Genomic DNA, 18,758 nt, shown 5'->3' with positions numbered 1-18,758 from the left:
TTGATCATTCAAGAGGCGTCATGGCACTCGAACCTTTCATCAACTCCGAGCCGTTCACGTTCGGCGTCGAGCTGGAAATCCAGGTCGTCAACACGCACGACTATGATCTGACGCGCGCCGCGTCGGACCTCATGCGTCTCATCAAGGACGAAAAGATTCCGGGCAACATCACGCCGGAAATCACCGAAAGCATGATCGAGCTTTCGACCGGCATCTGCACGACGCACGAGCAGGCCGTCACGGACCTCCGCAAGATCCGCGATACGCTCGTCGCCGCGGCGGACCAGCTGAACGTCGGGCTCGCGGGCGGCGGCACGCACGCATTCCAGCAATGGAGCGATCGCCAGATCTACGACGCGCCGCGCTTCCAGTACATCTCCGAACTGTACGGATACCTCGCCAAGCAGTTCACGGTGTTCGGCCAGCACGTTCACATCGGTTGTCCCGATCCGAACAGCGCACTCTTCCTGCTGCATTCGATGTCGCGCTATATCCCGCATTTCATCGCGCTTTCAGCGTCGTCGCCGTACATCCAGGGCGTCGACACGGGGTTCCATTCGGCGCGACTGAATTCGGTATTCGCTTTTCCGCTGTCGGGGCGCGCGCCCTTCGTGCTGACCTGGGACGGCTTCGAAGAGTACTTCTCGAAGATGGTCAATACGGGCGTCGTCAACAGCATGAAGGACTTCTACTGGGATATCCGGCCGAAGCCCGGCTTCGGAACGATCGAAGTGCGCGTGATGGACACGCCGCTTTCCGTCGACAAGGCGGCCGCGATCGCCTGCTACATCCAGACGCTGTCGCGCTATCTGCTGCTCGACAAACCGCTCACGCCGCGCGAGGACGATTATCTCGTCTACACGTTCAACCGCTTCGAGGCGTGCCGCTTCGGACTGGAAGGCACGTGCATCCATCCGCAGACGGGCGAGCGGCGGACCATCGGCGAAGACATTCTCGCGACGCTCGATGTGCTCGCGCCGCATGCCGAAGCGCTCGGTTCGCAAGCCGCGCTCGCGGAAGTGGCCGATATCGCGCGCGGCGTCAATGACGCGACCTGGCTGCGAGGCGTGGTCGACAAGGAAAAATCTCTACACGAGGCCGTCAGGCAGCAATGTTTGCAATGGCGTCGATAACATCACGCTTACGCTGACACCAGCCAGCGAATCATCACGAAAGGCCGCTTCGGAAACACTGCGAAGCGGCCTTTAACTTTGGTCGGTATGAAACATGTGCTTGACGAGCAAGGGGAATAAAGCGCTCGCGGCAACGTTTGAAGAAGAACCGATTCGACGTCCCTAAGGATTTCTTCGAGAAATCCGTATACAGACGTAATAGAAGTTAACAAGTCTTGCGCGACGCTGTGGAAAACGTCAAAAAGAGGTGCAGAGTCAACGCGCTAGCGCGATGATAACCACGCGGTATGCGCAGGCGTCGCCACAGGGAATTCTGGACAACGGAAAGGTGCTCGACTTGAGGCCAAGTGTTATCAAGAATACGCACACATAAAAGAAGACGCTTTTCCACGGGTTATCCACAGTTCTGCGTGGATAATTAAGGTGTACGTTTGTTCTATGTCGCTTAGAATGGCGACTTTGCTGGCATAGCGTTATAGTCGGCAGGAAAACAGCGCCACGAGCAGGACCATAAGACGGCGCATAGGAAGAGGGTTGCAAATGTCCCCATTCAGGCACCGCTAATTGGCTTGGCACGCCTGAATTTTGAGACGGCGGGGACCGAGGACGAAGCGTAGTTCGCAAGGTGTTCGGAGTATTTTCTGCGAGCGGCGTTTCGAACGAGGTGTTCGCGGTGGTTGGCGCGAGCGTGCCGTCAGAACACATAAGCGGAACAACAAGCGAAAGACTATGAGTGAAGGCGTTTACGGAGAGCAGGCGACGGGGCGGGTGACCCACGGCCTGCTGAGGCTGAGCACCGCGATGCGCAGCCAGGCATGGGAATGGGCGGAAGGCGCGGGGCTGACGCCGACCCAGGGTGAAATTCTCGTTCTGCTGATGCAGCGCAAGGGGCCGATGCGCCTCGGCGAGATCGCGCGTGAAACGGCGCTGACCGCCGCCACGACGAGCGATGCGGTGAGCACGCTCGAAGGCAAGGGTCTCGTCGAAAAGCGTCGCGCGATCGACGACGGCCGCGCGCTCGCGGTGCGGCTGACCGCGCGTGGCCGCACGGCTGCGAAGAAGGCGCTGCAATGGCCGGACTTCCTCGCGAAGGCGGTCGGCACGCTGCGCGAGGACGAGCAGGTGGCGTTCTATCGCACGCTGCTCAAGACCATCCGTCAGCTCGAATCGCAGCAGCAGATTCCGGCGCACCGCATGTGTCTCTCCTGCTCGCATTTCGAGGCGAGCAAGAATCCCAAGAAGGCGCCGCATCACTGCGCGCTTCTGCAGATCGACATGGCGGACACGGATCTGCGTCTCGACTGTTCGGTATACGAAGAAGCCGACGTCGCCACGCAGAAGAAAAGCTGGAAGGTCTTTGCCCAGATCGCCTGATTAGGGTCGACCGGGTAAAAAGCGTTTCTGGCGTCATCCGGCGCTGTGAGGCCGCGGCGAGTCGGTTAGACTGTGCCCGTCGCGCCTCGCCGCGAGGCGAGGCTCGTCACTACTCCGTCCCGAGAAAGCCGCCGATGAAACATGAAGTCCTGGCGATTCGCCACGTCTATTTCGAAGATCTGGGCAGCCTCGAACACGTGCTCGGCGATCGCGGCCATCTGGTGCGCTATCTGGACGTCGGGCGCGGCCGCATCGACGCGCCCAATCCGCTCGATCCTTCCTTGCTCGTCGTGCTCGGCGGCCCGATCGGCGCCTACGAGGACGCGCATTATCCGCATCTCGCGCCGCTTCTCTCCATGCTCGAAAAACGCATCGCCGCGGGCTTGCCGACGATCGGCATCTGTCTCGGCTCACAGCTGATCGCGCGGGCGCTCGGTGCACGCGTGTATCCGTCGGACAAGCTCGAACTCGGCTGGTCGCCGCTCGAATTGACGGATGCAGGACGCGCGTCCGCGCTGCGGCATCTCGAAGCCGATGGCGCGCCCGTGCCGGTCTTCCACTGGCACGGCGATACCTTCGATCTTCCCACGGACGCGACCCTGCTCGCATCCACCGATTCATGCGCGCATCAGGCGTTTTCCTGGGGCGAGCACGTTCTCGCGCTGCAATGCCATCCGGAAGTGCTGGTCGAGCGCTTCGAGAGCTGGCTCGTCACGTATCCGGGCGATATCGCGCGGAGCGGCACGACGGTCGCCGCGCTGCGCGAGGACACCATGCGTCATGGCGCGACACTCGAACGCGCCGCCCGCGCGATGTTCGGCGAATGGCTCGACCGCTTCGCCGTGGTGGACGCGCGCTGAACGTGTGATGGTATGAACCATTGCGCCGCGTCTCGTGCGGTGCGCGTCCCTGCACGAAAGAAATCGCGGTGCTATTCTCGATCGCTCCTTTCTAGCGACGAGTCACCGCCATGAGCGCGCTGTTCACTCCCACGACCCTCCGCAGCCTCCAGCTCCCCAACCGCATCTTCGTGTCGCCGATGTGCCAGTACTCCGCCGAGCGCGGCGAGGCCACGGCATGGCACATGATCCATCTGGGCCATCTCGCGCTGTCGGGCGCGGCCATGCTCTTCATCGAGGCGACCTCCGTCGAGCCGGACGGCCGCATCACGCCGGGCGATCTCGGTCTCTGGGACGACGCCACCGAAGCCGCGCTGCGTCCGGTGCTCGCCGCGATCCGCCAGTATTCGAAGATCGCGGTGACGATGCAGTTGTCGCACGCGGGCCGCAAGGCATCGAGCCGCAAGCCGTGGGAAGGCGGGCAGTTGATCTCCGTCGCCGACGGCGGCTGGATGACCTACGCACCATCGGCCATCCCGCACAAGCCGGAAGAAACGCCGCCGCTCGCGCTCGACGCGGCTGGTCTGATCCGCGTGAAGGAAGCGTTCGTCGCCTCGGCGAAACGTGCGGCTCGGCTTGGTATCGACGGCATCGAAGTGCACTGCGCGCATGGCTATCTGCTGCATCAGTTCCTGTCGCCGATCGCCAATCAGCGCACCGACGAATACGGCGACTCGCTCGAAAATCGCATGCGTTATCCGCTCGAAATCTTCGATGCCGTGCGCGCCGCGTTTCCCGCCGACAAGCCCGTCGGCGTGCGCGTCTCCGCCACCGATTGGGTCGAAGGCGGATGGGGCATCGAGGATACGATCGCGTTCGCGTCGGAGCTGAAGAAGCGCGGCGTCGACTGGATCGATGTATCGTCTGGCGGCGTCTCGCCGTTGCAGAAGATCCCGTTGTCGTCGGGCTATCAGGTGCCGTCCGCGAAAGCCGTGAAGGAAGCGACGGGCGTGAACACCGTCGCTGTCGGGCTGATCACCGAGGCGAAGGAAGCGGAAGAGATCGTGGCGAGCGGCCAGGCCGATTACGTCGCGATGGCGCGCGCGATGCTCTACGATCCGCGCTGGCCGTGGCACGCCGCCGCCGAGCTCGGCGCGACCGTCGATGCGCCTCCCCAGTACTGGCGTTCGCAGCCGCGCGAACAGAAGAATCTCTTCGGCGAGATCACCATCGGGCAACGTTGAAAACGCTCGAACATCATCCGGACGGTTGAGCATTCGCGCGCCGGGAGTGTAGGATACCGGTGTGTTGAGCGCGAGCGTTCAACCGAGTGAACGCGGCGCCTTCGAGGCCACCGCGTTTTTTTTCATCCCGATGTTCATCCCGATCGCGCGGGAGCGAAGCGTTATTTAAGGATTCGTTCGATGAGTTCACGCAGGGTCACCGTTCGCCGCTCCGGCGTACATGGCAAGGGCGTGTTTGCCGTGAAGCGGATTGCCGCGGGCGAGCAGGTGATGGAATACAAAGGCGAGCGCATTTCATGGAAGGAAGCGCTGCGCCGCCATCCGCACAACCCCGAAGAGCCGAACCACACGTTCTACTTCGCACTCGACGACGGCCGCGTAATCGACGGCAAGATCGAAGGGAACAGCGCGAAGTACATCAACCATTCGTGCGCGCCGAATTGCGAGGCCGAGGAAGTCGAAGGGCGCGTGTTCATTCACGCGTTGCGCGATATCGAGGCGGAAGAAGAACTGAACTACGACTACGGGCTCGTTATCGAAGGCCGCATTACGAAGAAGCTCAAGAAGGAATACGAGTGCCGATGCGGCGCAAGGAAATGCCGTGGCACGATGCTCGCGGTGAAAAAGGAGAAGAAGAAAAAGTAGGCCGCGCCTGCTTCTTCGATTCGAAAGAGCCACGCGAGAGAGCGTGGCTCTTTTTCATTCCGCGACGGGCTTCTCTTCCTTGAGCGGCATCCGCACGATGAAGCGCGCGCCACCTTCGGGCGCGTCCTCGTAATGCACGGTGCCGCCGTGCAGCGCCATGATGTCGTGAACGATCGCGAGCCCGAGTCCCGCGCCGCCTTCCACGCTCTGTCCGTCGCCGCGGAAAAAGCGCTTGAAGAGATCCGGCTGCTGATCCGACGGCACGCCCGGGCCGTTGTCCTCCACGATGACTTCGCCGAAGCGGCGGCCGTTCGCGTCGCTCCATTCCGTGACCGTCATCGTGATGCGCGCGCCTTCGACGCGGAACGGCGGAATGTACTTGAGCGCGTTGTCGATCAGATTGGCGAGCACTTCGCGGGAAAGCACGACATTGCCGCGCACGATCAGCGGATGCTCGTTCTCGGGATCGTCGAGACGCTGAAAGCCAAGATCGACCTGGGCGGCGAGTGCACGCGGCACCCATTCCGCGCCGGTTTCGAAGGCGAGCGCGGCGAGGTCGAAATCGGCGAAACGCGCTGCCTGTTCGCCCGGCTCGGCGCGCGCGAGCGAAAGCAGCTGATTCGAAAGACGCACCGCACGATCCGCCGACGCGCGCAACTCCTTCACCGCCTCGATGGCTTTGTTCGGATCGCGCGAGCTGAGCGCCTGCTCCGCGTGAAGCTTGACTGCGGTCAGCGGCGTGCGCAGTTGATGCGCGGCATCGGCGATGAACTTGCGTTGCGCGTCGAGCGCGGTCTGCAGGCGCACGAGCAGGGCGTTCATCGCGCTCGTGAGCGGACGGATTTCGCCGGGAACGAAAGTCTCGTCGACGGGTTCGAGCGAGATGTGCGTTTGCTGGTTGAGCGCGTCGGCGAGATCGGTGAGCGGATTCAATTGCTGATTCACGACGCGCCACACGATCACCCAGCCGGCGAGCAGCAGCAGCGCGAGCGGCATCATGATCGCGATCAGAAACTCTACCGCGATCCGATACCGCGAGCCGACGCGCTGCGCCACCTCGACGACGATCGGATTGCCGGTCGGCTGCGGCACGCGCACCTGCGCCGCGCGCACGGAGACGCCCTGAAAGTGCGTCTCGAACACATACGCATAGTGGATGCGCCGCACGTTGGTGCCGGTGAGCGGCAGATCGGGTTCGCCGGCGATTTCGTCATCGCCCGTGCTGATGCGATAGATGAGCTGCTCGACGGGGTCCGAGAACATCGCCTGCGCGAGCGGCGGAACGGTGACGGGGGCATCGACGCCCGCGAGCTGAATCTGCTTGGAGATGGCGGTGGCGAGATCCGCGAGAGAGCGATCGACGACGTGCTGCGTGTACTGCCAGGCGAGCCAGTACGCCATGAGGCCGCTCATCAGCGCGAGCAGGGACAGCGGCGCGGCGAGGCGGCGCAGCAGGGTGCGCCGCAGACTCGGGGGCGCCGGCGTCTCGGTGGCTTTCGATCGCGCCAGATCGAGCCAGTCTTCGCGGGCGAAACGCTGATCGCCCGCGCGGCGGGTGGGAAGTCGCAAGGCGGTCTACGGCAGGCGCGTCAAGCCGCTTGCCGGATCTCCTGAAGCAGATAGCCGAAGCCCCGCACCGTCACGATCTCGACGCGCGTGTTTTCGAGTTTCTTGCGCACCCGATGCACATAGACTTCGATGGCCGTATCGCCGAGATCGCCGCCGAAGTGCGTCAGGTGATCCTGCAACTGCGCCTTGCTCACGACGCGGCCGTGTCGCAGCAGCAGCATTTCGAGCACGGCGAATTCACGCGGCGAGAGTTCGAGCGGACGTTCGTCGTTGAAGATGCGGCGATCGACGCCCGACAGACGCAGACCGCCCAGCGTCACTTCGGGGCGCGGCACGTCGCCGTGCGGGCCGCTGCGGCGCATCACCGCGCGGATGCGCGCTTCGAGTTCCTGCGGCTCGAAGGGCTTCAGCATGTAGTCGTCGGCGCCGCTGTTCAAGCCTTGCACGCGGTCGTGCAGTTCGTCGCGCGCGGTGAGGATGATCACCGGCGTATGGCGGTTGCTCTGGCGAAAACGCGAGAGCAGCGTCATGCCGTCGATGCCGGGCAAGCCCAGATCGAGAATGACCAGTTCATGGCGGTTCTGCGCGAGCGCCTGCTCGGCGAAGATGCCGTCGTGCACCATGTCGACTGTGAAGCCGGATTGTTCGAGGCTGCTTTGAATGCCGCGCGCGATGGGGCGGTCGTCTTCGATCAGAAGGATTCGCATGGAGTCGCTCAAGTACAATGGGTTGAGCTCAAGCGGGCGGGGCGGTCGGTGACATGCTCACATGCACGACGGGGCGGCGCGGGCTCGAGCCGGTTTAAAACTCATATCTCATGCGGCGTTGCGCGACCGTATCCCGGAAGCCGCGAGCAGCCGTACACCGAATGTATTTCCGCCCGGACATGGCTGTCATCTCGATCAACGAACTCGAAGCCGCGATCAACTACTGGCGCGGCCGCTCCCCGTCTAGCGGCGACGAACTCAGCCTCTGCAAGGAGGCGAGCGCGCTGTCCAGGCCCTATGCGCTGCTGATTGTACAGCGTCAGTCCAGCGTGCTACCCGAGCAACTGGACGTCGACGCTCGCGCTGCGTGGGAAGCTTACGAGCGCTTCAGGAATGGTAGCCGAGACTGAAAGCTACCTGACATTCAAGCTTTCTTTTTCCTGTTCGAATGCTTCCATTTATCCCGTTTTCGCGGAAAGGCGCGCAGTTTTCGCCTTTCGCGGTGTCATGATTGGTAACACGCGCGTTACCTTGTTTGCTGCCGTAAGCAATTCGTCATAATGCGCGCGAAACGGCCTTTTTGCGCAAGGGGTTTGTGAGCAAGCCGGCGTCGATGCGATAAAGTCGCATTTATCACCGCTCCAGCGCACATCCGCCTCATGCTCGAACTCGACCATTTCGATCTTGCCCTGCTCGACGTGCTGCAACGGTTCGGGCGCGCCACGCATCAGCAACTGGGCGAGCAGGTGCCGCTTTCGCCGTCGCAGATCGGGCGGCGTCTGCAGCGGCTGGAAGCGACGGGTGTGATCGAAGGGTATCGCGTGGTCTTGCGGCCGGAGAAGCTCGGCCTGGGCGTGACGGCGTTCACGAGCCTGAAGCTGAAGCATCACGGCGATTCGATCATCGAGCAGTTTCAGCAGCAGATCGAGATGCTGCCCGAAGTGCTCGAATGCCACGCGACCGTGGGCGACGCCGATTATCTGCTGCGCATCGTCGCGCCGGATTTGAACGCGCTGTCAGGTTTCGTGATGAAAAAACTGATGCGCGTGCCGGGCGTCGACAGCGTGCGCTCGAACATCGTGCTCACGACGTTCAAGCGCAACGGCCCGCTGCCGCTCGCTCATCTGGCCGACGACGACTCGGGACTGAGCAAGTCCACATAAGCCAACGGCACGAGATCCGCTTCGCCCACACCCAGGCGCGCGAACATCGCGTGCGCTTCCTGTTCGCCGCCGGCTTCGTCGTCGTCCTGGCCGAGCAGCACTTCCAGCTCGATGAAATCGCCCAGCCCGTCCACGCGGTCCAGATGGATGCGCGTGCGTCCGACGAGATATACATGCCGCTCCTTCGAGACGATGCCGCGCGTCGTCAGCGCCTGGGCGAGCAGCGCGTGCATCGCTTCCGGATTCGTCACCGGGCTGCGCGAGTAATACGAGACTTTCGGACCGTCGCGGTCGTCACGCTGATAGAAGATCAGTTCGGACGGCGTGCCGTCGTCGAATTGACGCAGCTTGAGGCGTCCGGTCGGCACGTCGTAGAAGAAGTCCTGCTGGCGGAAAACCAGCGGCGCGTCGGTGGCGAGCGAGGCCGCCCGCTCGCGCAGCTGGTCGAACTGATGCGCGCGCGCCTTGATTTCGATGTTGCGTGCCATGAAGGCTCCTCGAACACGGTTGGATGGATCAGCGAGGGCTCAGACTAGCAAATAATCGATGAAGCTCGCTTGAATGCACTTACGCGCGGACTCGGTATTTGCACTTAGATGTGTATTCAAACCGCCCATTGCGCATCGATCAGCCGCAGCGCCGCGGCGATCGCCGATTCCTCACGGCGCTCCGCAAGCGCGACGAAAGACAACTGCGTCGGCACGGTCACGCCTTCGACGATCGTCAGTGCGTGCGCATGCGCCTGCGCCAGTGCGATCGAATCCCGCGCAAGCGACAGACCGACGCCCGATTTCACGAGATCGAGCATCGACGGCTCCTGATCCACTTCCGCGACGATCACCGGCATCGCGCCCGCCTCGCGGAAGATGCGCGACAGAAGCCGGTTGTGCGCGGACTCGGGCGGCGTCCAGATCCACGGCAGCTTGGCGAGCGCCGCCCAGCTGCGTTTGCCCTTGTTCACGCGGTTATGCCAGCCCGCCGGCGCGAGCACGCGATACAGAAACGGCGTGAGCCTGACGACGTGAAAGCGATCGCCGTCGCGCGTGCCGTCGATGGCCGGATCGCCGATGTAATAACCGACATCCAGATCGCGCGCCCTCACGCGGTCCAGAACCCAGCCCGACATGCCGTGCCGCAACGACGTTTCGATGCGCGGGTGCGTCTCCACCAGTTGTCGCAGGAAGCCCCCGAGCCGCAGGAATTCGGGATCGAGAATCGTGCCGATGCGCAGCGTGCCGCTCACCTCGTGACGCAGCGCGGCAGCGGCGCGCTGCACATCGGCGGCGGCGGCGAGCGCGCGTTCGGCGTGCGGCAGGAGCGCTTCGCCGTCGCGCGTCAGCAGAAGACCGTGCGACGTCCGCGAGAACAACACGACGCCCAGCATCTCCTGCAGGTTCTTGATCTGCAGGCTGACGGCCGGCTGCGTGAGATGCAGGTGCGCCGCGGCGCGCGTGAGATTGCCTTCACGGGCGACGGTGATAAAGGCGCGCAAGAGGATGTAGTCCATCGCCTGATATTAAAGCTTCTTATATCCCAGTTGAACATATCTCATTGGATTCGGGGATGCATCCGGCAGTACGCTCGGCCTATCCGCATATATAAGAGAGACATCATGGGCGAGACACATCGAAGCGAAGCGCAGGTCGCGGCGTTGACGCATTTCATCGGCGGCAAGCGGGTCGAAGGCGCGAGCGGGCGCTTCGGCGACGTGTTCAATCCGGCGACGGGCGCCCTCGCCTCGCGCGTGCCGCTCGCGAGCGCATCCGAAGTCGATGCAGCCGTGGCCGCCGCGAAAGCCGCTTTCCCAGAATGGAGCGAAACCGCGCCGATCAAGCGTGCGCGCGTGCTCTTCAAGTTCAAGCAACTGCTCGACGAACATCACGACGAGCTCGCCGAAATCATCACGCGCGAGCACGGCAAGGTGTTCAGCGACGCGAAGGGCGAAGTGATGCGCGGCATCGAGATCGTCGAGTTCGCGTGCGGCATTCCCAATCTGCTCAAGACCGACTTCACGGATCAGATCGGCGGCGGCATCGACAACTGGAACCTGCGTCAGCCGCTCGGCGTGGTCGCGGGCATCACGCCCTTCAATTTCCCGATGATGGTGCCGTGCTGGATGTTCCCCATCGCGATCGCGACGGGCAATACGTTCGTGTTGAAGCCATCGGAGCGCGATCCGTCGGCATCGGTTCGGCTCGCGGAATTGCTGACGGAAGCGGGCTTGCCCGATGGCGTGTTCAACGTCGTGCACGGCGATAAAACCGCCGTCGATGCGTTGCTCGCGCATCGGGATATCGAAGCGTTGTCGTTCGTCGGCTCGACGCCGATCGCCGAATACATCTACACCGAAGGCACGAAGCACGGCAAGCGCGTGCAGGCGCTGGGCGGCGCCAAGAATCATCTCGTCGTGATGCCCGATGCCGATCTCGATCAGGCCGTCGATGCGTTGATCGGCGCGGCGTACGGTTCGGCGGGCGAGCGCTGCATGGCGATTTCGGTTGCGGTCGCGGTGGGTCACATCGCTGATGAACTGATCGAACGCCTCACGCCGCGCGTGCAATCGCTCGTCATCAAGAACGGCATGGAAAGCGATGCCGAAATGGGTCCGCTCGTCACGGGCGCGCATCGCGCGAAGGTGGAAGGTTATATCGACGCAGGCGTGAAGTCGGGCGCGACGCTCGTCGTCGATGGACGCGGACATCAGGTCGAAGGCCACGAAAACGGCTTCTTCCTCGGCGGCACGCTGTTCGACAACGTGAAGACCGACAGCACCATCTACAAGGAAGAGATTTTCGGGCCGGTGCTGTCGGTGGTGCGCGTGCCGGATTTCGCGAGCGCGGTCGAACTCATCAACGAGCATGAATTCGCCAACGGCGTGTCGTGCTACACGACGGACGGCGGCGTCGCGCGCGCGTTCTCGCGTCAGATCAAGGTGGGCATGGTCGGCATCAACGTGCCGATTCCGGTGCCGATGGCGTGGCATTCGTTCGGCGGCTGGAAGCGTTCGCTCTTCGGCGATCACCACGCATACGGCGAAGAAGGCGTGCGCTTCTATACGCGCTACAAGAGCGTGATGCAACGCTGGCCCGACAGCATCGCGAAGGGCGCCGAATTCACGATGCCGGTAGCGAAGTAATCGAATCATCGAAGCCGCGCAAGACGGCATCGACTGGAGACACGTCATGAAACAGAACGCGCGCAAGCTGGAAGGCGAATTCGACTACATCATCGTCGGGGCGGGCACGGCCGGATGCGTGCTCGCGAATCGCCTCACCGAAGATCCGAACGTGAACGTGCTGCTGCTCGAAGCCGGCGGCAAGGACGACTATCACTGGATTCACATTCCGGTCGGCTATCTGTATTGCATCGGCAATCCGCGCACGGACTGGCTCTACAAGACGCAGGCGGAACCGGGCCTCGACGGTCGCAAGCTCGCGTATCCGCGCGGACGCGTGCTCGGCGGATGCTCGTCGATCAACGGCATGATCTACATGCGCGGCCAGCGCGAGGACTATGACGACTGGGCGCACATCAGCGGCGATCCGGGCTGGTCGTGGGATTCCGTGCTGCCCGTCTTCATGCGCAGCGAGGATCATCATGGCGGCGGCAATTCATGGCATGGCGCGGGCGGCGAATGGCGCGTCGAGAAGCAGCGCCTGAAGTGGAAAGTTCTCGAGACGTTCGCGCAAGCCGCGCAGCAAAGCGGCATTCCCGCGACGGACGACTTCAATCGCGGCGACAACACCGGCGTCGGTTATTTCGAAGTGAACCAGCGCGGCGGCATACGCTGGAACGCGGCGAAAGCCTTCCTGCGCGAAGCGATGAAGCGTCCCAATCTCACGACGATCACCGGTGCGCATACGCAACGTCTCGTGTTCGAAGGCTCGCGCTGCGTCGGCGTGGAGTATCGCGGCGGCGATATCGATTACGTCGCGCGTGCGCGTTTCGAAGTGATTCTCAGCGCGGGCGCGGTGAACTCGCCGCAGATTCTCGAACTGTCCGGCATCGGCAACGGCGCGCGTCTGCAACGTCTCGGTATCGATGTCGTGAAGAGCCTGCGAGGTGTCGGCGAAAATCTGCAGGACCACTTGCAATTGCGCATGGCGTACAAGGTCAACGGTGTGCGCACGCTCAACACGTTGTCGGCGCATTGGTGGGGCAAACTTTTCATCGGCATGCAATACGCGCTGATGCGAAGCGGACCGATGTCGATGGCGCCGTCGCAACTCGGCGCGTTCGCCAAGTCCAATCCCGACGATGCATCGATCAAGCGCCCCGATGTCGAATATCACGTTCAGCCTTTGTCGCTCGAACGCTTCGGCGAGCCGCTGCATTCGTTCAATGCGTTCACCGCGTCGGTGTGCAACTTGCGGCCGACATCGCGCGGCAGCGTGCATATCGAATCGCCGGATGCGCATGCGGCGCCGCTGATCGCGCCGAATTATCTGTCGACCGATCACGATCGCGAAGTGGCCGCGAATTCGGTGCGTCTCACGCGGCGCATCGTCAGCGCGCCCGCGCTGGCGCAATACCGGCCCGAGGAAATTCTTCCGGGCATCCAGTATCAGACGCAGGAAGAACTCGTCGAAGCGGCGGGCAAGGTCGGCACGACGATCTTCCATCCGGTCGGCACCTGTCGCATGGGCACGGACAACGATCCGGCCGCGGTCGTCGACAGCCGTCTGCGCGTGATCGGCGTGCGCGGCCTGCGTGTGGTCGATGCATCGATAATGCCGACGATCACATCGGGCAACACGAACTCGCCGACCCTGATGATCGCCGAGCGTGCGAGCCAGATGATCCGCGAGGACAGGCGCGGCATTGAAGCGGAAGAAGTGATCGCGACGGCGCTCGCATGACAGATCGGTGACGCGCGCGCTTCACATGTCGGGATGACGCGTGAATGGCGCGCGCATGACGTTGCACAAACGATTGCTTATATGCGCAGGGAATAAGCACTCTCCGTGCCCCTATTGCGTGCACGCGCCAAAACTCCAAGCAATTCGTTAGTAAGTGCAAATCCCAATGATTGCGCTGCATCATTGGCGCGACAATGGCCCCGGAATTAGTGATGCTCGGCATACCTCGTGCACACTTTGTGCGGGCGCAACAGCGATGCATGAAGCGAAGCAGTACCGGGATGGAGACAACGTTCGGGTGCGCGCGGAAAGAAAAAATAAGGCGCAGGCGAATACGGATTTGCCCAGCGCTTCACTTCGCATGGAAGGGGACATGATTCTCGGCGACACCATTCTTGAAACGCGAGGACTCACGAAGGAATTCAAAGGCTTCACGGCCGTGAATGGCGTGAACCTGCGCGTTCGCCGCGGTTCGATCCATGCGCTGATCGGACCGAACGGTGCAGGCAAGACGACCTGCTTCAACCTTCTCACCAAGTTTCTCGAACCCACCGCGGGACAGATCGTTTTCAACGGCGTGGACATCACGCGCGAGCGTCCGGCGCACATCGCGCGACGCGGGATCATCCGCTCGTTCCAGATTTCGGCCGTGTTTCCGCACCTGACGGTGCTGCAGAACGTGCGCATCGGTTTGCAGCGGCAACTGGGCACGTCGTTTCATTTCTGGCGCAGCGAGCGTTCTCTCGATGCGCTCAACGACCGCGCGATGGATCTGCTCACGCAAGTCGGCCTCACCGATTTCGCCGATACGAAAACCGTCGAGCTCTCATACGGCCGCAAGCGCGCGCTGGAGATCGCGACCACGTTGTCGATGGAGCCCGAACTGATGCTCCTCGACGAACCGACGCAAGGCATGGGTCACGAGGACGTCGATCGCGTGACGGCGCTGATCAAGAAGGTGTCGGCGGGGCGCACCATCCTGATGGTCGAGCACAACATGAACGTGATCGCGGGCATCTCCGACACCATCACCGTGCTTCAGCGCGGCGAAGTGCTCGCCGAAGGCAGCTACGCGGAAGTGTCGAAGAATCCGCTCGTGATGGAAGCCTACATGGGCAGCGCCGATGCGGCGCTCACCGGAGCGCATGCATGAGTACGATCGTGGAGGAGCGCCGCTCGCGCGAGGCGAACGGCGCGGCGGGCAATGTGCCTGCGCTGGAAATCTCGGGTCTGCAGGCGTGGTACGGGGAGTCGCACATCCTGCACGGCGTGGACCTCAAGGTGAATCGCGGCGAAGTGGTCACGCTGCTCGGCCGCAACGGCGCGGGCCGCACGACCACGTTGCGCGCCATCATGGGTTTGACCGGGCGCAGGACGGGTTCGATCCGCGTGAGCGGCAATGAAACCATCGGCCTCGCCACACACAAGATCGCGCATTACGGGGTCGGCTATTGTCCGGAGGAGCGCGGCATTTTTTCGAGCTTGTCCTGCGAGGAAAACCTTCTTTTGCCGCCGCTGATCGGCAACGCGAAAGACGCGATGCCGCTCGACGAGATCTACTCGATGTTCCCGAACCTGAAGGAGCGCCGCGCGAGCCAGGGCACGCGTCTTTCGGGCGGCGAGCAGCAGATGCTGGCCGTCGCGCGCATTCTGCGCACGGGCGCGAATCTGCTTCTGCTCGATGAAATCTCGGAAGGGCTCGCGCCGGTCATCGTGCAGACACTCGCGCGCATGATCCTCATGCTGAAGTCGCGCGGCTACACGATCGTCATGGTCGAACAGAATTTTCGTTTCGCGGCGCCGCTTGCGGATCGCTTTTACGTGATGGAACACGGGAACATCGTCGAGCATTTCGGCGCGGGGGAACTCGAAGCGAAGATGCCGGTGCTGCACGAATTGCTCGGGGTGTAATCGATCCCGGCGCGGCACATCGGAAAGGGCAACACCAGTAACACCGCATCAAATCAAAACTCATGGAGACTGGAATGAAAAAGAAGACCCTCGCGCGCCTCTCTACTCTGTGCTTTGCGGCTGCGGCGGCGAGTGTGGCGGTGATGAGCACGAGCGCCAATGCCGCCGACGGCAACACGGTGAAGATCGGCTTCGTCACCGACATGTCGGGCCTCTACGCGGACATCGACGGACAAGGCGGGCTCGAAGCGATTCGCATGGCGATCGCGGACTTCGGCGGCAAGGTCAACGGCAAGCCGATCGAGCTCGTCTACGCGGATCACCAGAACAAGGCGGACATCGCGGCGTCGCGTGCGCGCGAGTGGATCGACCGCGACGGCGTGAACGTGATCATCGGCGGCACGAACTCGGCGACGGCGCTTTCGAGCGCGCAGGTGGCGGCGGAGAAGAAGACGCCGTACATCAACATCGGCGCGGGCGCGGACAATCTGACCAACGAGCAATGCTCGCCCTACACGGTCCACTACGCTTACGACACCATGGCGCTCGCGAAGGGCACCGGTTCCGCGGTGACGAAGCAGGGCGGCAAGTCGTGGTACTTCCTGACGGCCGACTACGCCTTCGGCAAGGCGCTGGAAAAGAACACGGCTGATGTCGTGAAGGCGAACGGCGGTCAGGTGCTCGGCGAAGTGCGCCATCCGCTGTCGGCGTCGGACTTCTCGTCGTTCCTGCTGCAGGCGCAGGGCTCGAAGGCGCAGGTGCTCGGCCTCGCGAACGCGGGCGGCGACACGATCAACTCGATCAAGGCCGCGAAGGAATTCGGCATCACCAAGTCGATGAAGATCGCCGCGCTGCTGGTCTTTATCGCCGACATTCACAGCCTCGGCCTCGAAACCACGCAAGGTCTCGTGGCGACGGATAGCTGGTACTGGAACAAGGACGACAAGACGCGCGCCTGGGCAAAACGCTACTTCGACAAGATGAAGAAGATGCCGGGCAGCCTGCAGGCGGCGGATTACTCGGCCGTCACGACGTACCTGAATGCAGTGAAGGCGGCGGGCACGACCGACAGCGACAAGGTCATGGCGCAGCTCAAGAAGGCGAAGATCGACGACTTCTACGCGAAGGGCTACATCCGCGAAGACGGCTCGATGATCCACGACATGTACCTGATGGAAGTGAAGAAGCCGTCGGAATCGAAGGAGCCGTGGGACTACTACAAGATCACCGCGACGATTCCGGGCGATCAGGCGTTCGGCACCAAGGCCGAATCGCGCTGCAAGCTCTGGAAGTAAGCATTCGGTAGCGCGCAAGCGTTCGCGCGGCGGGCGGCCGGAAGGTCGCCTCGCCGTCGCAACCGCGTCAACACGTTTCTGACGGCAGGTTCAATGGAAATATTCGGCATTCCGCTCGCCGCAATGATGAGCCAGCTGCTGCTCGGGCTGGTGAACGGCTCGTTCTACGCGATCCTGAGCCTCGGGCTCGCGGTGATCTTCGGCCTGCTCAACGTCATCAATTTCGCGCACGGCGCGCTCTTCATGCTGGGCGCGATGCTCGCGTGGATGGGCTATTCCTACTTCAACATCCCGTACTGGGCGATGCTGCTGCTCGCGCCGATCGTGGTCGGCCTGTTCGGCGTGGTCATCGAACGCTCGATGCTGCGCTGGCTCTACAAGCTCGATCATCTCTACGGGCTTCTGCTCACGTTCGGCCTCACGCTCGTGATCGAAGGCGTGTTTCGCTCGGTTTACGGTTCGTCGGGGCAGCCGTACGACGTGCCTTCGCTGCTTCAGGGCGCGACCAATCTCGGCTTCATGTTCCTGCCGAACTATCGCGCGTGGGTAGTCGTCGCGTCCCTCGTCGTGTGCTTTGCGACGTGGTTCGTGATCGAAAAGACGCGCATCGGCGCTTATCTGCGCGCGGGCACGGAGAACCCGAAGCTCGTCGAGGCGTTCGGCGTCAACGTGCCGATGATGATCACGCTCACCTACGGCTTCGGTGTCGCACTCGCGGCGTTCGCGGGCGTGCTGGCGGCGCCCGTGATCCAGGTGTCGCCGCTGATGGGCCAGTCGATGATCATCACCGTCTTCGCGGTCGTCGTGATCGGCGGGATGGGCTCGATCATGGGCTCGATCCTGACCGGCCTGCTGCTCGGCGTGATCGAGGGCTTCACGCGCGTGTTCTATCCGGAAGCGTCCGCGACGGTCGTCTTCGTCATCATGGCGATCGTGTTGATGATTCGCCCGGCAGGACTCTTCGGCAAGGAAAAATGATGCAGAGAAAAGCGCTCTATGGCCTGCTGCTGATCGGCCTGATTGCGGCGCCGTTCGTCGGCGTGTATCCGCTGTTCATGATGAAGGTGCTGTGTTTCGCGCTGTTCGCGGCGGCGTTCAATCTGCTGATCGGCTATACCGGGCTGCTGTCGTTCGGGCACGCGATGTTCCTCGCGACCGCCGGCTACGTCGCCGGCTATGCGATCCAGTCGCTGAACTTCACGCCGGAGCTCGGTGTAATCGCGGGCACGGCGGCGGCGACGCTGCTCGGGCTCGTAGCCGGTCTGCTCGCGATCCGGCGCCAGGGCATCTACTTCGCGATGGTCACGCTCGCGCTCGCGCAGATGGTGTACTTCGTGTTCCTGCAGGCGCCGTTCACGCATGGCGAAGACGGTCTGCAGGGCGTGCCGCGCGGCAAGCTCTTCAACGTACTCGATCTGGGCAACGACATCACGCTCTACTACGTCGTGCTCGTGGTGATGCTGCTCGCGTTCGCGCTGATCGTGCGCATCGTGCATTCGCCGTTCGGGCAAGTGCTGATCGCGATCAAGGAGAACGAGCCGCGCGCGATTTCGCTCGGCTACGACACGTCGCGCTACAAGCTGCTCGCGTTCGTGCTGTCGGCGGGTCTTGCGGGTTTCGCGGGCGCGATGAAGACGGTCGTGCTCGGCTTCGAAACGCTCGGCGACGCCTACTGGACGATGTCCGGTCTCGTCGTGCTGATGACGCTCGTCGGCGGCATGAGCACGATGTTCGGGCCGTTGCTCGGTGCGGCGATCATCGTCGCGCTGGAAGACAAGCTCGGCGATATCGGCAGCGGCATTGCGCGGATCACGGGCGTGTCGTGGTTCAATTCGCTGGGCGAATCGGTGACGATCGTGACGGGGTTGATCTTCATCGCGTGCGTGCTGGCGTTCCGTCGCGGGATCGTCGGAGAGATCATCGCGCGGGTTCGGCCGCTGCAAGGCTGACGCGATTTAGTTGGAAATACGAACGAATCGGGCACTTGCGAGAAGACCGCTGTATTGCAAGAAATACGCC

General features: G+C 62.7%; 18 protein-coding genes. 14 read left to right on the top strand and 4 right to left on the bottom strand.

Annotated elements, in window-relative coordinates:
• The first annotated feature begins 20 nt into the window (after window positions 1–20).
• The 5 genes from IAG25_RS30185 to IAG25_RS30165 all read left to right on the top strand — a co-directional run bounded on the left by IAG25_RS30185 (window position 21) and on the right by IAG25_RS30165 (window position 5,235).
• Entirely contained in the window at window positions 21–1,133 is a 1,113-nt protein-coding gene (locus tag IAG25_RS30185; RefSeq protein ID WP_187608108.1) for a YbdK family carboxylate-amine ligase, read from the top strand.
• A gap of 729 nt (window positions 1,134–1,862) precedes the next feature.
• Window positions 1,863–2,507, top strand: a complete 645-nt coding sequence (locus tag IAG25_RS30180; protein ID WP_035499399.1) for a MarR family winged helix-turn-helix transcriptional regulator — start codon at window positions 1,863–1,865, stop codon at window positions 2,505–2,507.
• Window positions 2,508–2,641: 134 nt separating this feature from the next.
• Window positions 2,642–3,367 carry a glutamine amidotransferase gene (locus IAG25_RS30175; protein WP_187608107.1) on the top strand — a complete coding sequence of 242 codons (726 nt, stop codon included), beginning with the start codon at window positions 2,642–2,644 and terminating at the stop codon, window positions 3,365–3,367.
• Between the two features lie 110 nt (window positions 3,368–3,477).
• Window positions 3,478–4,590: an NADH:flavin oxidoreductase/NADH oxidase gene (locus IAG25_RS30170; RefSeq protein WP_187608106.1), complete on the top strand. Its 1,113-nt coding sequence runs from the start codon at window positions 3,478–3,480 to the stop codon at window positions 4,588–4,590.
• 180 nt (window positions 4,591–4,770) lie between these two features.
• Window positions 4,771–5,235, top strand: coding sequence for an SET domain-containing protein (locus tag IAG25_RS30165; RefSeq protein ID WP_187608105.1), 465 nt, complete (start codon window positions 4,771–4,773; stop codon window positions 5,233–5,235).
• 54 nt (window positions 5,236–5,289) lie between these two features.
• On the opposite strand, the gene IAG25_RS30160 is transcribed toward IAG25_RS30165, so the two are convergent.
• Both IAG25_RS30160 and IAG25_RS30155 read right to left on the bottom strand, forming a co-directional pair.
• Window positions 5,290–6,804 carry a sensor histidine kinase gene (locus tag IAG25_RS30160; protein ID WP_255504039.1) on the bottom strand — a complete coding sequence of 505 codons (1,515 nt, stop codon included), beginning with the start codon at window positions 6,802–6,804 and terminating at the stop codon, window positions 5,290–5,292.
• Between the two features lie 20 nt (window positions 6,805–6,824).
• Window positions 6,825–7,511: a response regulator transcription factor gene (locus tag IAG25_RS30155; RefSeq protein ID WP_035499390.1), complete on the bottom strand. Its 687-nt coding sequence runs from the start codon at window positions 7,509–7,511 to the stop codon at window positions 6,825–6,827.
• Window positions 7,512–7,690: 179 nt separating this feature from the next.
• Here IAG25_RS30155 and IAG25_RS30150 point away from each other — a divergent pair, with 179 nt between their 5' ends.
• A complete protein-coding gene (locus IAG25_RS30150) occupies window positions 7,691–7,921 on the top strand; it encodes a DUF3717 domain-containing protein (RefSeq protein WP_187608229.1) in 231 nt (76 codons plus the stop codon).
• A 249-nt stretch (window positions 7,922–8,170) separates the two neighbouring features.
• Complete coding sequence (locus IAG25_RS30145; RefSeq protein WP_187608104.1) at window positions 8,171–8,674, top strand: Lrp/AsnC family transcriptional regulator; 504 nt, start codon at window positions 8,171–8,173, stop codon at window positions 8,672–8,674.
• Here the strand turns inward: IAG25_RS30145 and IAG25_RS30140 are convergent.
• Both IAG25_RS30140 and IAG25_RS30135 read right to left on the bottom strand, forming a co-directional pair.
• Complete coding sequence (locus IAG25_RS30140) at window positions 8,632–9,162, bottom strand: class IV adenylate cyclase (RefSeq protein WP_187608103.1); 531 nt, start codon at window positions 9,160–9,162, stop codon at window positions 8,632–8,634. The two genes, IAG25_RS30145 and IAG25_RS30140, sit on opposite strands and share 43 nt — an antisense overlap.
• Before the next feature lie 116 nt (window positions 9,163–9,278).
• Window positions 9,279–10,181 (bottom strand): LysR family transcriptional regulator, encoded by a 903-nt coding sequence (locus tag IAG25_RS30135; protein ID WP_187608102.1) that lies wholly within the window; start codon window positions 10,179–10,181, stop codon window positions 9,279–9,281.
• A gap of 105 nt (window positions 10,182–10,286) precedes the next feature.
• Between IAG25_RS30135 and IAG25_RS30130 the strand changes: the two genes are divergently transcribed.
• The 7 genes from IAG25_RS30130 (at window position 10,287) to IAG25_RS30100 (ending at window position 18,688) form a co-directional block, all read left to right on the top strand.
• Window positions 10,287–11,810: a CoA-acylating methylmalonate-semialdehyde dehydrogenase gene (locus IAG25_RS30130; RefSeq protein WP_187608101.1), complete on the top strand. Its 1,524-nt coding sequence runs from the start codon at window positions 10,287–10,289 to the stop codon at window positions 11,808–11,810.
• A gap of 46 nt (window positions 11,811–11,856) precedes the next feature.
• Window positions 11,857–13,533 (top strand): GMC family oxidoreductase, encoded by a 1,677-nt coding sequence (locus tag IAG25_RS30125; protein WP_187608100.1) that lies wholly within the window; start codon window positions 11,857–11,859, stop codon window positions 13,531–13,533.
• Between the two features lie 373 nt (window positions 13,534–13,906).
• The gene (locus IAG25_RS30120) at window positions 13,907–14,686 is read left to right on the top strand and encodes an ABC transporter ATP-binding protein (RefSeq protein ID WP_187608099.1); all 780 of its coding nucleotides are present in this window, start codon (window positions 13,907–13,909) and stop codon (window positions 14,684–14,686) included.
• On the top strand, window positions 14,683–15,444 hold the full coding sequence (locus IAG25_RS30115) for an ABC transporter ATP-binding protein (protein ID WP_187608098.1): 762 nt from the start codon (window positions 14,683–14,685) through the stop codon (window positions 15,442–15,444). Before IAG25_RS30120 ends, IAG25_RS30115 begins: the two co-directional genes overlap by 4 nt.
• A gap of 74 nt (window positions 15,445–15,518) precedes the next feature.
• Entirely contained in the window at window positions 15,519–16,739 is a 1,221-nt protein-coding gene (locus IAG25_RS30110; protein WP_035499375.1) for an ABC transporter substrate-binding protein, read from the top strand.
• Between the two features lie 93 nt (window positions 16,740–16,832).
• Window positions 16,833–17,717 (top strand): branched-chain amino acid ABC transporter permease, encoded by an 885-nt coding sequence (locus IAG25_RS30105; RefSeq protein ID WP_035499373.1) that lies wholly within the window; start codon window positions 16,833–16,835, stop codon window positions 17,715–17,717.
• Window positions 17,717–18,688, top strand: coding sequence for a branched-chain amino acid ABC transporter permease (locus tag IAG25_RS30100; protein WP_187608228.1), 972 nt, complete (start codon window positions 17,717–17,719; stop codon window positions 18,686–18,688). The genes IAG25_RS30105 and IAG25_RS30100 overlap by 1 nt, the downstream gene beginning before the upstream one ends.
• Window positions 18,689–18,758: the final 70 nt, after the last annotated feature.

Origin of the sequence: Caballeronia sp. EK (genome assembly GCF_014384845.1) — a bacterium.
Taxonomy (GTDB): Bacteria; Pseudomonadota; Gammaproteobacteria; order Burkholderiales; family Burkholderiaceae; genus Caballeronia; species Caballeronia jiangsuensis.
This window is presented reverse-complemented; position numbering and strand designations above follow the sequence as displayed.